We start from the raw sequence: 14,968 nt of genomic DNA on the forward strand, positions 1-14,968 counted from the left end.
GTGATAGTATGGAGATATTTCCCAATAGCTTTGTGATGCAAAAAACTGCTAATGAAGATATTCTTCAAAAGAAAATTGAAAATGCAAGCAAAGACATGAAAGATGAAGAGTTAATGGATGTATGTAAGGAATTTGAATCTATTTTTATACATATGATGTTGAAGGAAATGAGAAAAACTATACCTGATGATGGATTTATAGAAAAGAGTACAGGAACTAAAATATTTGAAGATATGTTTGATGAGGAAATGGCGAAAAGGATATCTGATAGTGAAGAAAATGGTATAGGAATAGCTAAGATGCTTTATGATCAGTTTAAAAACCAAAATACAATTAGAATATAGTTATTATAATGAAAAGTAGTGGAGAACCACTACTTTTTTATTTTAGAACCAAAGTTTTAAACCTTCCTTATTTTTCATAGCTGTAAGTATCCTATTTTTAGCACCAGGTACTTCATTGTAAATATTTTGTACAAGTTTATTCATATCTTCCCTTTTAGTTTTTTTGTCTACTGGGCAAGGATTATTAACTATTGGAATATTATTTTTTTCTATGGCATTTTTTATATCTTGTTCTGAAGTATATAGTAATGGACGTATTACATATATTTTCTTCCTATCTAAATATGTTAGGGGTTGTAGGGTATTTAGTCTCCCTTCATATAATAGGCTTAGAAAAAGGGTGTCTATGGCATCATCGCTATGATGGCCTAGGGCTAGCTTGTTAAATCCTTTTTCTTTTAAGGCGTTGTGTATAGCACCTCTACGCATATTTGCACACAGGGAGCAAGGATTTTTTTCTTTCCTTATATCGAATACTATATCTTTAATATTGGTTTCTTTTATATTGAAAGGTACGCCTATACTTTTACAATATTCTTCAATGGCTTTGGTGTTGAAGTCTTTAAAACCTAAGTCTACTGTGAATGCTTCTAGTTGGAATTTTTCTGGGCTAAATCTTTGATAGAGTTTTAAGGCATATAGTAGTACCATGCTGTCTTTTCCACCAGATACACCTACTCCAATTTTATCTCCGTCTTCTATTAAGTTAAAATCTTGTATGGCTCTTCTCATAGGACCTAAAATCTTTTTCATAGTATCCCCTTTCTTATATACATATCAAAATATATTATACTATTTTAGTCTATATATTTCACTACTTATTTTTCTGGATTTAGATATTTTCTTTTTATATAGTGCAGGTTCCCCGCAAATAGAAATAAAAATTCGCTCCAAAAAGGGTTTTGATGAAATAGTATCCTCCCTAAAAATAAAATGCTAAATGTTTTCAAACTCGCTTCGCTCAAACAGTGAAAAATTTTTAACGCATTTTATTTTTAGGTCGGATTATTTCATAGCAAAACCCTTTTAAGTCCCTCATTTTTTATTTCTATTTGTTTAGACATTGTACTATTTGAATAAATATAGCTAAAAATTTAAAGAATTAATATAGTTAAGGATTTTGGGTTATTGAGTTTGACTAACTAAAAAAGTCTTTGATTAGAAAAAAGAGTATAAAAAAAGAAGGATTGAAATTTCAATCCTTCTTTCATCAATGGTCGGGGTGGAGGGATTCGAACCCCCGGCCCCATGGTCCCAAACCACGTGCGCTACCAAACTGCGCTACACCCCGTTGCCCGCCGACTCTTTTATTATAGGGGGTTTTTGACTATAATGCACATGCCAAAATAGACTATTAAACAAAATATTCTTCTTTTTTCTCCATATATCTCTTTAAATCCAACTTGTTCGCATTATTTCAAACTAATTTATTTATTTTAAAGGAATCTTTTACATGGACTAGAATATATTAAAAAGACATAAGTTTTATAACCTAACAATATTGTTAGACATACTATGAGTTTTGAAAGATGAACCAATGGAAAGACTTAAATTATTTTTTTATAATACAATTAAATAACTATAAAAGTTTAAGTTGATATATAGGAGGATTTTATGCTTGATATATTAGAAACAATAAAAGATGAAATAGCTGTTATGTTTGTTGCTGCTATGCCTCTTGTAGAACTTAGAGGTGCCATTCCTCTAGGAATATCTATGGGTTTCACACCACTAGAGAGCACAGCACTGAGCATTATAGGAAATATAATACCAGTGCCTTTCTTATTAAGGCTTTTAGAACCTATAATGGACTATTTAGAAAAAACTACTTTGTTTTCTAAATTAGTAAAAAAAGTGAAGAAAAGAACTCTTAAAAAAAGTAGGGATAAAATAAAGAAGTATAGTCTATTAGGACTTTTCATACTAGTAGCAGTGCCAATTCCAACTACAGGAGCCTGGACTGGATGTATAGCTGCTACATTACTTAAATTAGACCCTAGAAAAGCTTTAGTTAGTATTGTATCTGGAATAATAGCTGCAGGAATTATAGTATTTAGTTTAAGTTATAAAGTTATTTCAGTTTTTTAACTTAATTGACGTGCTTTTTCTAATATGGTACAATGAACTAAATGAATAAAATCTTGATACCTTATCAAGAGTGGTGGAGGGAATGGGCCCTTTGAAACCCGGCAACCCGTAACTAGTTATTAGTCTACGACGGTGCTAAATCCCACAGAATCAAATTCTGAAAGATGAGGTGACATTTTGTCAGCCTTTTCCTTTGGAAGGGGCTTATTTATTTTTCAGAATAAATCAATCTATTAATATAAATCTAAGGAGGTTCTATTATGAAGAATTGGTTGTTTACATCAGAGTCAGTTACTGAAGGCCATCCAGATAAAGTTTGTGACCAAATCTCTGATGCAATATTAGATGCTATTTTAGCACAAGATCCTTATGCTAGGGTTGCTTGTGAAACTTCCGTGACTACAGGATTAGTATTAGTTTCAGGAGAAATCACTACAAATTGTTATGTAGATATACCAAAGGTAGTTAGAAATACTATAAAAGAAATAGGATATACAAGGGCAAAATTTGGTTTTGATGCTGAAACTTGTGCAGTACTAACTTCCATAAATGAGCAATCTGCAGATATAGCAATGGGAGTAGATGCAGCATTAGAGCACAAGGAAAATGGAGAAGATGAATACGATAAGATAGGTGCTGGAGATCAAGGAATGATGTTTGGCTTTGCTTGTAATGAAACTGAAGAGTTCATGCCTATGTCTATAGCACTATCTCATAAATTGGCTAGAAGACTTGCAGAAGTTAGAAAAGACGGTACACTTCCTTATTTAAGACCAGATGGAAAGACCCAAGTAACTGTTGAGTATGTAGACAATAAGCCTGTAAGGATTGAAAATATAGTAGTTTCTACTCAACATAGTGCTAAAGTAGATTTAGAAACTATAAGAGAAGATATTATTAAAGAAGTAATAACAAAAATAGTTCCAGAAGATATGATAGATGACAACACTAAATACTATGTAAATCCAACTGGAAGATTTGTAATAGGTGGACCTATGGGAGATGCAGGACTTACTGGTAGGAAGATAATTGTAGATACTTATGGTGGATATGGAAGACATGGAGGAGGAGCTTTCTCAGGAAAAGATCCAACAAAAGTAGATAGGTCTGCAGCTTATGCAGCTAGATATGTAGCAAAGAATATAGTAGCAGCTGGACTTGCTGACAAATGTGAAGTAGGACTTGCTTATGCTATAGGGGTAGCTAGACCACTTTCTATATATGTTAATACATTTGAAACTGGAAAAATTGAAGATGAAAAGATTGAAGAATTAGTAAGGAAACATTTCGACTTAAGACCTGCAGCTATTATTGACAAATTAGACTTAAGAAGACCTATATATAAACAATTAGCAAGCTATGGTCATTTTGGAAGAACAGATTTAGATCTTACATGGGAAAGAACTGACAAGGCAGAAGTACTTAGAAGTGAAGGACTTGGAAAATAAGTATTATTTAAGGGTCTAGAAGATTTTTATTAATAAGTATTTAGATCAGTTTATTTTCGGTACAAAATAATATAGATATTTTAAAAGTAGGGTGAAGATAATACTTCATTCTACTTTTTTTTATTTCCTTTTTTCACAGTAATATAAAGTTGCTAGCAATACAAGATGGCCGGCCTTCAATAGGAGGATCTACTTGTATAGTGAAATAGATAAGCTTGTTACTTTAAGTAAAAAAGGGGATAGAAACGCAAAGGAAAGGTTAATTATTAGTCTTAAACCTTTAGTTTTAAACTCTATAAGAAGATACTACAATTGCTATTCTCAATATGATGATTTAATCCAGGAGGGATATGAGATAATCCTTAGAACTGTAGAAGACTATGATGATTCAAAGGGAAGTAGATTTTTAGGATATTTAAAACTACAACTTAAATACCATTATCTAAATAAACATAAGGAAAAAATAACATTATCTTTAAATGAGACTTTAGATGATGAAGAAGAGTTTATAGACCTTTTAGAAGATAAAGGATTTGGACCTTTAGATACTATTATAAACAAAGAAGAAAAAGAAACATTATTTAAAGGACTATCCTACCTTTCTAATAGGCAAGTAGAGGTTTTAATATACTACTATATTCAAAAAATGACTATGGTAGAGATTAGTGAAAACTAGGCTTATCCTATAGGACAGTAGTGAATACAAAGACAAAAGCAGTAGATAAACTAAAAAATACTATAAATAAAAATATTTAACAATAGTAAGATTTCCTTGCTTTCTCTATATAAGAAGTAGAGGAGGTGATAATATGGCAGTTACAGAAATAAAGGACTCTGCAAAACTTAAATTAGAATTAGACGGAGGAATGGATGGAGATAAGCAAATAGTTAAATCTAAAACCTATTCCAAACTAAAAGTGGATGCAGCTAATGAAAATGTTTACGGAGTAGCAAAATCACTATCAGGTCTTCAAGAACTACCACTATTAAAGGTTAAAAAAGTAGAAGAAGTAGAATTGTTAGAAGAAATTTAGTTTAAAAAAATAATGTAAGGGAGGTGATTTAGTGGAAAATGCTAAATTGCAAATGGTATTTAAAAACCTAGAAGATAGAAGGGTGACTTTATCCGTTGACAATCCAAGAAATGATTTAACAGGGGAAGAAGTAAGGAGCACAATGGACAATATCATAGAGACAAATGTATTCGACTCCAACGGTGGAGATCTAACAACACCAGTAGGAGCAAGAGTTATAAGAACTACTATTGAAGAAATAGAAATTTAATCTATAAGTGGTGAAGACCTGCTGTCTTCACCACTTACTGTTTAAAATTGAAGAAAGGAGAATATAATGGAAGAAGTTTATACTCAGATAGCCAATTTAGGCTTTCCCATAGTTATATCTATTTACCTTTTGGTTAGAATAGAAGGTAAATTAGATGATTTAACAAAAAGTATAAATGAACTATCTAAAGTTATAACTAGTATGAAATAAAAAATCCTTCTCTTGACTTAGAACGTATGTTCTATTATAATAAATAGTCAAGGGAGGGGTTTTTTATGGATATAGGGGAATATTTAGAAGAAGAGTTAATGGCTTTTATACCTGTTTATTTAAATATGAAAGGAAATTGTACAGCTATCTATACTTATAAAGGTGGAGAAAAATATTTAGAACAGAGTTTAAGAAGTTTTTTAAATTGTTTAGGTAGGTACTTTCTAATGGACTTAAAAGAGTCTAGAAAATACTATGGTGATTTACTAAATATAAATAAATTGGTTCCTATTCCCTTTAATGAAGAAAATATATTTATACCAATTAAGACAAGAAAACCTATATCTAGAAATGATGGAGCTTTAGGTTATGTAAATATAAAGTATATAGAGAAAATAGAAGAAAGAGTAAATGGTGTAGATATATTTTTAAGCTCTAATTATAAGATTAGAAGTCTGAATTCTTTGAAAACTGTCGAAAAGCATATAAACAATGGTGAAATAATAAAAAAATTCTACAATAAAAAAGAGAAGGGAATATATGAAGATATAGTTTTTTATGATGAGTACAACAAACCTGCTACTAAAGGTGATATAGCCCTTTTACGGCAGGAGTTACTTAAGATTAAGGAGACTTTAGAATAAGCTGTAAAGTATAGATAATATTTTATGGTATAATATTATCTAATAAAGATAATTGGAGGAATGGAGATTGATTACTGTAGAGGGAATTGTAGAAGATATAATATTTAGAAATGAATCTAATGGATTTACCGTTGCCAAACTACATGCAGAAGAAGATTCCATAACAATTGTAGGCAATGTTCCATTTTTGAATATAGGTCAATCTGTAGAAGTTGCTGGAGAGATGATCTATCATCCAAACTATGGAGAACAGATAAAAATAGAAAATGTGTCTACAATAACTCCAAAAACATTAGATGGAATAGAAAAATATCTTTCATCTGGTCTCATTCCTCATGTAGGGAAAAAGACGGCAAAAAAGATAGTAGAACGATTTGGGAAAGATTCTTTAGAAATAATAGAATATAATCCTGAACGGCTTAAAGAAATAGAAGGTATAGGGGATAAGAAAGTAAAGAAAATATCTGAAGCCTTTGAAGAACAAAGAGAATTAAGGGATATAATGGTCTTTTTACAACAGTATGGAATAACTGTTAACTATGGTGTTAAAATATATAAAAAATATGGAAAAGATACTATAAATATAATCTCAGAAAATCCCTATAGATTGTCAGAAGATATCTTTGGAATAGGTTTTAAAAAAGCGGATGAAATAGCTAAAAATATGGGAATAGCCACCAATTCACCTTATAGGATTGAAGCAGGTATAAAGTTTCAACTTATGAAATCCTCAGGAAATGGCCATACCTATGTTCCACAAGGAATACTTATAGAAGAGTCTAGGAAAATACTTGAAGTAGAAGAAGAACTAATAGAACAATCTATAAGGGATTTGGCCATAAGAAAAGATATTCAATTGGAGAATGTAGATGGAGAGATATGGATATATTATATGCCTTTCTATATGGCAGAAACCAATGTAAGTAAGAAGATAGTAGAACTTTCCAGGGTAGAGTTAGAAAAGTTAAATATAGATGTGGAAGAAGAAATCAACAATATAGAGGATAAGGAAGGAATAAAGTTTGCTAAAAGACAAAGAGAAGCTATAAAAGAGTCTGTAGAAAATGGGATGCTTATCATCACTGGAGGACCAGGAACAGGAAAAACTACTACAATAAATGCAATTATAAAATTATTTGAAGAGAAAGAACTGAAAGTAGTTTTGGCAGCACCTACAGGAAGAGCAGCTAAAAGGATGAGCCAAGCTACAGATAGAGAAGCAAAGACTATTCATAGACTATTGGAATATTCATTTATGGAAGATGAAATGGGATTTGGAAGGGATGAAGCTAGTCCCCTAGAAGCAGATGTAGTCATTATAGATGAAACTTCTATGGTAGATATTATCCTTATGAACAATCTATTGAAAGCCATAATGGCAGGAACTAGGGTAATATTTGTAGGAGATACAGATCAACTTCCTTCAGTAGGACCAGGAAATGTATTAAAAGACATTATAAATAGTGGTGTAGTAAAAGTAGTTAAATTAGATGAGATATTTAGACAGGCAGAAGAAAGTATGATAATAGTCAATGCCCATAAGATAAATAAAGGGGAATATCCTTGTTTAAATGCAAAGGGAAAAGACTTTTATTTCATACCTAAATATAATTCAAAAGAAATAGTAGATACTATACTAGGATTATGTAATAGGAGGTTACCAAAATTTAATGGATATGATTCACTAAAAGATATTCAAGTATTAACCCCAATGAAAAAAGGGGATGTAGGCACAAACTCACTAAATAAATATCTCCAAGAAGTGTTGAACCCTAAAGGCTATGGAAAAAGGGAAAAGAAAATAGGGAATGAAATATTTAGGGTAGGGGATAAGGTGATGCAGATAAAGAATAACTATACTACTGAATGGGAGATCATAGAAAATGGAGTAGTTAAAGAAAAAGGGGAAGGGGTCTATAATGGAGACTTTGGATTTATAATAGATATAGATGAAGAAGATGAAATACTTAAAGTACTTTTTGATGATGAAAAGGAAGTAGAATATGATTTTAGTCAATTAGATGAGCTAAAGCTAGCCTATGCAACAACTGTTCACAAAAGCCAAGGTAGTGAGTTTCCAGTAGTTATTATGCCAATATGTTGGGGACCTCCAATGTTACTTACTAGAAACTTATTATATACAGCTATTACTAGGGCAAAAGAGTTAGTAGTCCTTGTAGGTGAGGAAAGGTTTCTTCTTAAGATGATCCAGAACAATAGGATTACAAAGAGATATTCTGGATTGGACTATAGGATGAAAACCATGCTTACATTTTTTTAGGAGGAGCTTATGAGAATTTTTGATGGATTCAATGAGTTACTTTTTCCTGAAAAAGGGATTTGCCTATTTTGTGGTAATGAAGAAGATATAAAAAACTATATATGTAACTATTGTAAAGATAATATGGAGTATTTAAATAGGGAAGTAGATCTGGACTCCCCATATTTAGGAAAAGTAGTATATTCACTTTTTTACAATGAGTTTATAAAAGAAAAAATCTACCTTTATAAATATGAAAACTATGGATATCTCTATAAACCACTAGGAGAAATACTTCTTAAAACTATATATGAAAAAAATCTTATAGAAAACATAGATATAATAACCTATGTACCTATTCATAGGAGAAGGAAAGCCATAAGAGGTTATAATCAATCAGAACTTATAGCTAAATATCTATCTAAAATCTTGGATATTCCTCTATCAAGGGAAAAGCTAATAAGGATTAAACATACAAAACCTCAGAATAAATTAAATAGATATGACAGAATGAAGAATATAGAAGGGGTATTTAAAATTGTAGATAGCACTGAATTTGAAAATAAAGAAATATTAATTATAGACGATATTATAACTACAGGATCAACTATAAAGGAATGTGCTAAAGTTCTTTTAGAAGAGGGACAGGCAAAGAATGTACATGCTTTAGCTGTAACCTCTGGAATGAAATTATAAGGGGGATTTTTATGGATATAAGAAATTGTAGACAATGTGGTGGAATATATGTATATGACAATTTTAATATATGTCCTAAATGTAGGAAACAGGAAGAAGAAGATTTTCAAAAGGTAAAAAAATATTTAGATGAAAATCCAGGTGCCAATATATCTGAAGTCGCTGATGAAACAGGAGTAGAGACAAAGAAGATAATAAGCTTTTTAAAACAAGGAAGACTGGAAATAAAAGATGAAGATAATGCTATACTTACCTGTGAAAGATGTGGCAAATCCATAAGAACAGGTAGATTTTGTGAAAAATGTATTGTAGATATGGATAGGGAATTTAAACAAGCTATAGGTGGAGGAAAAGATCCATCTGAATTACAAAATAGTGATGCTAGGGAAAAGATGAGGATTAAGGAAAGATATAGAAATGGTAAAAGTTAATAAAAGTCTAAAGAAACACTCCATTATTTCCGATAATATAGTTGAGAGTAGAGAGAAATGGGGTGTTTTCTTATGAAAATCAATAGAGTAGATAAAATTTTTCAAGTATATGAAAATCAACAGGTTAAAAAAGTTGGATTAAAGAATAAATATAAAAGGGATGAATTAAACCTATCTGATAAAGCGGTAGAATATCAAAATACATTTAATAAAATCAAAGAGTTACCAGATATTAGAGAAAATAAAGTGAAAGAAATAAAAGATAGCATTAGAACTGGAACCTATAAAATAGATGGAAGGAAAATTGTAGATAAGATGTTTGAAAGAGCAAATTTTGATACGAAAGTATAAGATTGGAGGGGATTCCATGGCCACTTTTAAAGAAGAACTTATGGAGATTTTAAAAAAACAGTTAGAAGCTTTGAAAGAGTTAGATAGTATTGAAATGGAGAAGACAGACATAATTATGAATGACGAAATAGAGGAGTTAAAGAGTTTAACTGTTAAAGAAGAAAGATTGATAAATGAAGTAGCTAATTTGGAATTAGAAAGAGAACATCTTTTAGATAGTTGGGGAATAGGAAAAGAAACTTCTCTTGCCACTATAATATCCAATATACCAGAGGAAAAAGAGGATTTAGAAAAATTGGGGGAAGAACTTTTTAATGTACTGAAGACTATTGAGGAAAATAACAAGACAAATAATGCTCTTATTAAAGATTCATTAGAATGGATAGAGTTCAATCTAAATTTAATGACCAATGCTACAACCCCTCCTACTTATGGGAATGAAAATAAAAAATCAAGTTCAAAGAATAGTTTATTCGATAGGAAGGTGTAAAAAATGTCTTTTGGAGGATTATATATATCCATATCAGGAATAGATGCAAACAAAAAAGCTTTAGACACAGTATCCCATAATATATCAAATGTAAATAACCCTTATTATACAAGACAAAGTGCAGTTCATGCTACTAATAGATATGTAAAAATAGGTGAGGGCCTAGAAAAAGGTACAGGGGTACATGTAGAAGAAATAAGACAGACTAGGGATAAATTTTTAGATTTTAGATATAGATATGAATTAGAGAAATATGGCTATTGGAATGCTACTAGTGATATTTTAGGAGAAGTAGAGATAATATTTAATGAAGTGACTAACAGTGGACTTCAAAAGGTCATGGAAGGTTTTTGGAATAGTTGGGAAGAAGTATATAAGACTCCAGATAGTCTTACAATGAGAGGACTACTCCATGAAAGTGGAGTAGCCTTTACTGAAACGGTCAATCATATAGATACTCAACTTGATAATCTTCAATTAAATTTAAATAAGGAAATAAAAAATGAAATAGAAGAAATAAATAATATATTAGATGAAATAGCCAGTTTAAACGATAAAATAAAGCTTGTAGAAGGAGAAACTTCAAAGGTTAAAGCCAATGACTATAGGGATAGGAGAAATGAGCTTTTAGATAGATTGTCAGGAATGATACCTATAGAATGTTATGAAAAGCCAACAAATGAAATAGTAGTTTCACTACAAGGCAGGGATTTAGTCAATGGAGGCTATATCAACCATATAGGCATGACAACTGATAGACCAGATGGAGTTATGGAAGATAAACCAAATAAAGGCTATGCCTATATATGCTGGTCAGATACAGGAGAACATATAGAATTAGGAGAAAAGGGAAGCCTATTTGGGTATATCCATGCAAGGGATGAGATTGTAGAAAAGTATAGGGATGATTTGGATACATTGGTTGAGAATATAGCTAATGAAATAAATGAATTGCATATGGGTGGTAAAGATTTAGAAGGAAATAGTGGTAAAGACTTTTTTGTAGGTGATAATGGAACAATAAAAGCTTCAAATATTAAAGTTAATCCAGACCTTGCAAACTTTAATAAAATAGCAATTTCTAAATCTGGTGATAAGGGAGATGGGGAGATTGCAAAGGAAATATTAAAATTGAGAGAAGAAAAACTTTTAGACGATATGACTTTTGAAGAATATTATAGGGATTTGGTTGCTAATATTGCTGTGGAAAGGAAGACAGCTAGAAATATTGCAGACAATCAAGGGAAACTTTTAAAGCAAATAGATGAAAGACGACAAACTATTTCTGGTGTATCTCTAGATGAAGAAATGACAAATATGCTAAGATACCAACACTCCTATGTAGCCAACTCAAGAGTAGTAAATGCTATAGACGAAATGATAGATACTATTGTAAATAGAATGGCAAGATAGAGGCTTCGCCAATTATAAATTTTTTCGACCGGAGGGAGAAAATATGTATGGTTTTAACTCAGCTGTATCAGGACTTATAGCTAGTCAAAGGTCCTTATACGTAACAAATCATAATTTAAACAATATGAATACAGATGGTTATTCAAGACAAGTTGCCAATCAAAGGGCGACAGATCCATTCCATATGCCAGGAGTAGGATTTTTAGGTACTGGTACAGAAATACATGATATAGAAAGAATGAGGGACTCTTATATAGATCTTAAATATTGGAATGAATCTGCACCTATGGGAGAATGGGAAGTAAAAGAAAATACACTTATGGAAATAGAAAAGCTTTTTGGTGAAGTTTCAGATAGCAGTTTTAGACAATATATGGATGACTTTTTTGAAGCACTAATAAATCTTTCTACTAATCCTTCAGATTTTTCCTATAGGGAACCAGTAAAAGAAACTGCCATAGCACTGACTAAACATATAAATGAAACGGCAAAAAGGCTTGAAAATCTTAAAAATGAAACTGAATTTATAATAGAGACAAAGGTAAAACAGGTAAATGATATAGGGGATCAAATAGCTGCATTAAATAAACAGATATATGCACTAGAAATTGATGGAAATTCAGCCAATGATTTAAGAGACCAAAGAGATTTATTAGTAGATGAGCTATCAAAGATTGTAAATGTAAGGGTAGATGAATCTACAGATGGAAAATACAAAGTATCAGTAAGTGGCATTACCTTAGTAGACCATGATTATGTAACAAAGATGGAATATGGACCTAAGGATAAGAAAGATATAAATGGGCCTAAAGAATTAAAATGGTCCAATGGAAATCATATAAATCTAAGATCAGGAGAATTAAAAGGACTTTTAGATTTAGTAGATGGTGATGGAGAAAATGGTAGTTATAGAGGCATACCTTACTATCAGAATAAATTAGATGAATTTGCTAAAGGGTTTGCTGAAGGAATAAATAATCAGCATAAAGAAGGTTATGGGTTAGATGGAAGTACTGGCATTGATTTCTTTACAATGGATGAAAAAAATCCAGCTGCAACTATAGCTGTGTCAAATGAAATTATAGAAGACTTAAGGAAAATAGCTGTTGCAGGTGAGCCTGGTGGAGTTGAAGATAATAAAAATTTACTTGAAATAATAGCATTAAGGGAAAACAATGAATTTTTTCCAGATGGTATGTCAAAAGGTAATCCTGATGATTTTATTAAATCTATATTATCTAATATGGCAGTAGATAGTATGCAGGCCAAGAGAATGAAAGGTACCCAAGAGATAGTTATGAAAAATATTCTAAGAAGAAGACAATCAGAATCAGGTGTGTCTATAGATGAGGAAATAGGAAATTTAGTTAAATTTCAACATGCCTATGTATCGGCAGCTAAGATGATAACTACATTTGATGCTATATTAGATGTAACTATAAATAGACTAGGACTGGTAGGTAGGTAATTTTTAATTGAAAGGAGAAAACCTATGCGTGTTACTAACAATATGCTCGTTGGCAATTTATTATATAATTTAAATCAAAATCTAGGTAGATTGGACAAGATAAATGAACAAATATCTAGTAAAAAGAAATTTTCAGTCCCCTCAGATGATCCAATAGGGGCTAGTAAAAGTCTTAAATTGCGTACAGATATTTCAAAAATCCAACAATATAAAAGAAATGCAGAAGATGCAGAATCTTGGATGAGAGAAACAGAGTCAGCCCTTATAGAAATAGGAAGCGTATTACATAGAGCAAATGAGTTGGCTGTACAAATGGCCAATGAAACCTATTCAGATGAAGATTTGAAAAAAGTAAAAGCAGAAGTAGAGCAACTAAAAAAACATTTAATAGAAATTGGAAATACCACCTACGCAGGTAGACATATATTTACAGGATATAAGACAGATAAGAAGTTGTTTGATGAAAAGGGGAAATATAAATTAGTAGATGAAAATTCTAATGAAACATCTAAATTAGCTGTAAATGAGATAGTAGAATATAATATAGGGGTTTCTGAAACTGTAAAGGTAAATACTGTAGGAATAAAAGTTTTTGGAGTGGGAACAGTTGATGAAAGTAATCCTTTTGAAAAAACGGAAGTAGATACAAATGATACAAGTTATCTAATCTCTGTTTTTGAACAATTTGAAGCTGCACTAGAAGATCCAGAAGCTAATAAAGGTGAAATAGATAAAACCATAGGAAGACTTCAAACCTGTATGGATCAAACCCTATCAGTAAGGGCAGAAATAGGGGCTAAGATGAGAAGATTGGAATTAACTAAGGATAAATTAGACTCTCAAGTACTAAGTACTACAGAACTTCTATCAAAAAATGAAGATACAGATTTAGCTAAAGCTTCTATAGATTTAAAAGCAGAAGAAAATGTATATAGAGCAAGTTTAGCAGTAGGAATGAATATAATTCAACCAAGCCTGGTAGATTTCTTAAGGTAAGATCTTAAGAAATCAATTATAAATTACAAATTTAAAATTATAAATTAAAGGGCCAAATATAAATTAGTTTTTAGCTAATTTAAAATTTATATTTTTTTGAATAAAGTGAGAAAAATATAGGGGTGGTAAAATTGATAACTCCTTTGAATATCCAGACTACTTATCCAAAGGTCTATATAGATAGACAGCTTCCAAAAGTAACTATAGACCAGTATGAATGTTTTGCTGAAGCAGGGCTTAAAAATAATACTGATTTTGCCAAAGAATGTGTTGAATATACAAATTCACAGCTATCAGAAGGAATAGATAGAATAGTGTCCGAAGGCAATAGAATGGCAAGCATAGAAAAGAGAATGCCAGATGCCATACCAGAAATAGCCTTTGACAATACCTTTGATAATAAAGACTGGAACATAGATATAATGCCTAAAAGTATGCCTAAGATAGATGTAGAAGGGTATTTAAACTTAGAATGGGAAATGGGGAAATTAAATTTTTATAAAGAGTCGGTATTGAATTATAAAAAGGGAAATGAGGTTGGAAATAGTATAAATATGGGACTTTAAGGCTTTCTTTTAATTTAGTGCCAGTTCCACGCGAAATTTAATTATGTCCAAAATAGTGCTAGTCCACGGATTTTGGATTATTGGTTTTCCTTCCGAAAAAGCTTTGAAGAAAATAGGACTTGATTTTCACAAAACCCTACCGCAAATAATGGTTATTTGCTAAATTGATTTTCAATCAATTTCACAGGTTTCATGAAAAAAATTCGTCTCTATTTTCTAGTCAAAGGCTTTTTTAGTCAGTCAAACTCAATAACCCAAAATCCTTAACTATGTTAATTC

General features: G+C 31.1%; 18 protein-coding genes, 1 tRNA gene and 1 riboswitch. Of the genes, 17 read left to right on the forward strand and 2 right to left on the reverse strand.

Annotation, left to right across the window (positions count from 1 at the left end):
• Positions 1-8: 8 nt before the first annotated feature.
• Positions 9-344, forward strand: coding sequence for a rod-binding protein (locus FYJ27_RS06175; protein WP_154483987.1), 336 nt, complete (start codon positions 9-11; stop codon positions 342-344).
• A gap of 42 nt (positions 345-386) precedes the next feature.
• Here the strand turns inward: FYJ27_RS06175 and FYJ27_RS06180 are convergent, their stop codons facing one another.
• Both FYJ27_RS06180 and FYJ27_RS06185 read right to left on the reverse strand, forming a co-directional pair.
• Positions 387-1,097: a tRNA 2-thiocytidine biosynthesis TtcA family protein gene (locus tag FYJ27_RS06180; RefSeq protein ID WP_154483988.1), complete on the reverse strand. Its 711-nt coding sequence runs from the start codon at positions 1,095-1,097 to the stop codon at positions 387-389.
• Between the two features lie 461 nt (positions 1,098-1,558).
• Positions 1,559-1,635, reverse strand: a tRNA-Pro gene (locus FYJ27_RS06185).
• 323 nt (positions 1,636-1,958) lie between these two features.
• Here FYJ27_RS06185 and FYJ27_RS06190 point away from each other — a divergent pair.
• The 16 genes from FYJ27_RS06190 to FYJ27_RS06265 all read left to right on the forward strand — a co-directional run bounded on the left by FYJ27_RS06190 (position 1,959) and on the right by FYJ27_RS06265 (position 14,689).
• Positions 1,959-2,432, forward strand: coding sequence for a COG2426 family protein (locus FYJ27_RS06190; RefSeq protein WP_154483989.1), 474 nt, complete (start codon positions 1,959-1,961; stop codon positions 2,430-2,432).
• Between the two features lie 58 nt (positions 2,433-2,490).
• Positions 2,491-2,603, forward strand: a riboswitch (SAM riboswitch).
• A gap of 89 nt (positions 2,604-2,692) precedes the next feature.
• Positions 2,693-3,880 carry a methionine adenosyltransferase gene (gene metK, locus FYJ27_RS06195; protein ID WP_154483990.1) on the forward strand — a complete coding sequence of 396 codons (1,188 nt, stop codon included), beginning with the start codon at positions 2,693-2,695 and terminating at the stop codon, positions 3,878-3,880.
• Positions 3,881-4,073: 193 nt separating this feature from the next.
• A complete protein-coding gene (locus FYJ27_RS06200; protein WP_154483991.1) occupies positions 4,074-4,556 on the forward strand; it encodes a sigma-70 family RNA polymerase sigma factor in 483 nt (160 codons plus the stop codon).
• Positions 4,557-4,689: 133 nt separating this feature from the next.
• Complete coding sequence (locus FYJ27_RS06205) at positions 4,690-4,914, forward strand: DUF1659 domain-containing protein (protein ID WP_154483992.1); 225 nt, start codon at positions 4,690-4,692, stop codon at positions 4,912-4,914.
• Between the two features lie 31 nt (positions 4,915-4,945).
• Complete coding sequence (locus tag FYJ27_RS06210) at positions 4,946-5,164, forward strand: DUF2922 domain-containing protein (protein WP_326831047.1); 219 nt, start codon at positions 4,946-4,948, stop codon at positions 5,162-5,164.
• A gap of 66 nt (positions 5,165-5,230) precedes the next feature.
• Entirely contained in the window at positions 5,231-5,374 is a 144-nt protein-coding gene (locus FYJ27_RS06215) for a YvrJ family protein (protein WP_154483993.1), read from the forward strand.
• Positions 5,375-5,439: 65 nt separating this feature from the next.
• Positions 5,440-6,018, forward strand: a complete 579-nt coding sequence (locus tag FYJ27_RS06220) for a hypothetical protein (RefSeq protein ID WP_154483994.1) — start codon at positions 5,440-5,442, stop codon at positions 6,016-6,018.
• Positions 6,019-6,085: 67 nt separating this feature from the next.
• On the forward strand, positions 6,086-8,299 hold the full coding sequence (gene recD2, locus FYJ27_RS06225; protein ID WP_154483995.1) for an SF1B family DNA helicase RecD2: 2,214 nt from the start codon (positions 6,086-6,088) through the stop codon (positions 8,297-8,299).
• 9 nt (positions 8,300-8,308) lie between these two features.
• Positions 8,309-8,974, forward strand: coding sequence for a ComF family protein (locus FYJ27_RS06230; RefSeq protein WP_154483996.1), 666 nt, complete (start codon positions 8,309-8,311; stop codon positions 8,972-8,974).
• 11 nt (positions 8,975-8,985) lie between these two features.
• Positions 8,986-9,405 carry a TIGR03826 family flagellar region protein gene (locus FYJ27_RS06235; protein WP_154483997.1) on the forward strand — a complete coding sequence of 140 codons (420 nt, stop codon included), beginning with the start codon at positions 8,986-8,988 and terminating at the stop codon, positions 9,403-9,405.
• Positions 9,406-9,477: 72 nt separating this feature from the next.
• On the forward strand, positions 9,478-9,756 hold the full coding sequence (gene flgM / locus FYJ27_RS06240) for a flagellar biosynthesis anti-sigma factor FlgM (RefSeq protein ID WP_195839093.1): 279 nt from the start codon (positions 9,478-9,480) through the stop codon (positions 9,754-9,756).
• A 16-nt stretch (positions 9,757-9,772) separates the two neighbouring features.
• Complete coding sequence (locus FYJ27_RS06245; protein ID WP_154483999.1) at positions 9,773-10,246, forward strand: flagellar protein FlgN; 474 nt, start codon at positions 9,773-9,775, stop codon at positions 10,244-10,246.
• 3 nt (positions 10,247-10,249) lie between these two features.
• Entirely contained in the window at positions 10,250-11,659 is a 1,410-nt protein-coding gene (gene flgK / locus FYJ27_RS06250; protein ID WP_154484000.1) for a flagellar hook-associated protein FlgK, read from the forward strand.
• A gap of 43 nt (positions 11,660-11,702) precedes the next feature.
• The gene (gene flgK / locus FYJ27_RS06255; RefSeq protein ID WP_154484001.1) at positions 11,703-13,127 is read left to right on the forward strand and encodes a flagellar hook-associated protein FlgK; all 1,425 of its coding nucleotides are present in this window, start codon (positions 11,703-11,705) and stop codon (positions 13,125-13,127) included.
• Between the two features lie 24 nt (positions 13,128-13,151).
• Complete coding sequence (gene flgL / locus FYJ27_RS06260) at positions 13,152-14,123, forward strand: flagellar hook-associated protein FlgL (protein ID WP_154484002.1); 972 nt, start codon at positions 13,152-13,154, stop codon at positions 14,121-14,123.
• Positions 14,124-14,254: 131 nt separating this feature from the next.
• The gene (locus tag FYJ27_RS06265) at positions 14,255-14,689 is read left to right on the forward strand and encodes a DUF6470 family protein (protein ID WP_154484003.1); all 435 of its coding nucleotides are present in this window, start codon (positions 14,255-14,257) and stop codon (positions 14,687-14,689) included.
• Positions 14,690-14,968 lie beyond the last annotated feature (279 nt).

The organism is Anaerosalibacter bizertensis, assembly GCF_009696605.1.
GTDB classification, from domain to species: domain Bacteria; phylum Bacillota; class Clostridia; order Tissierellales; family Sporanaerobacteraceae; genus Anaerosalibacter; species Anaerosalibacter bizertensis.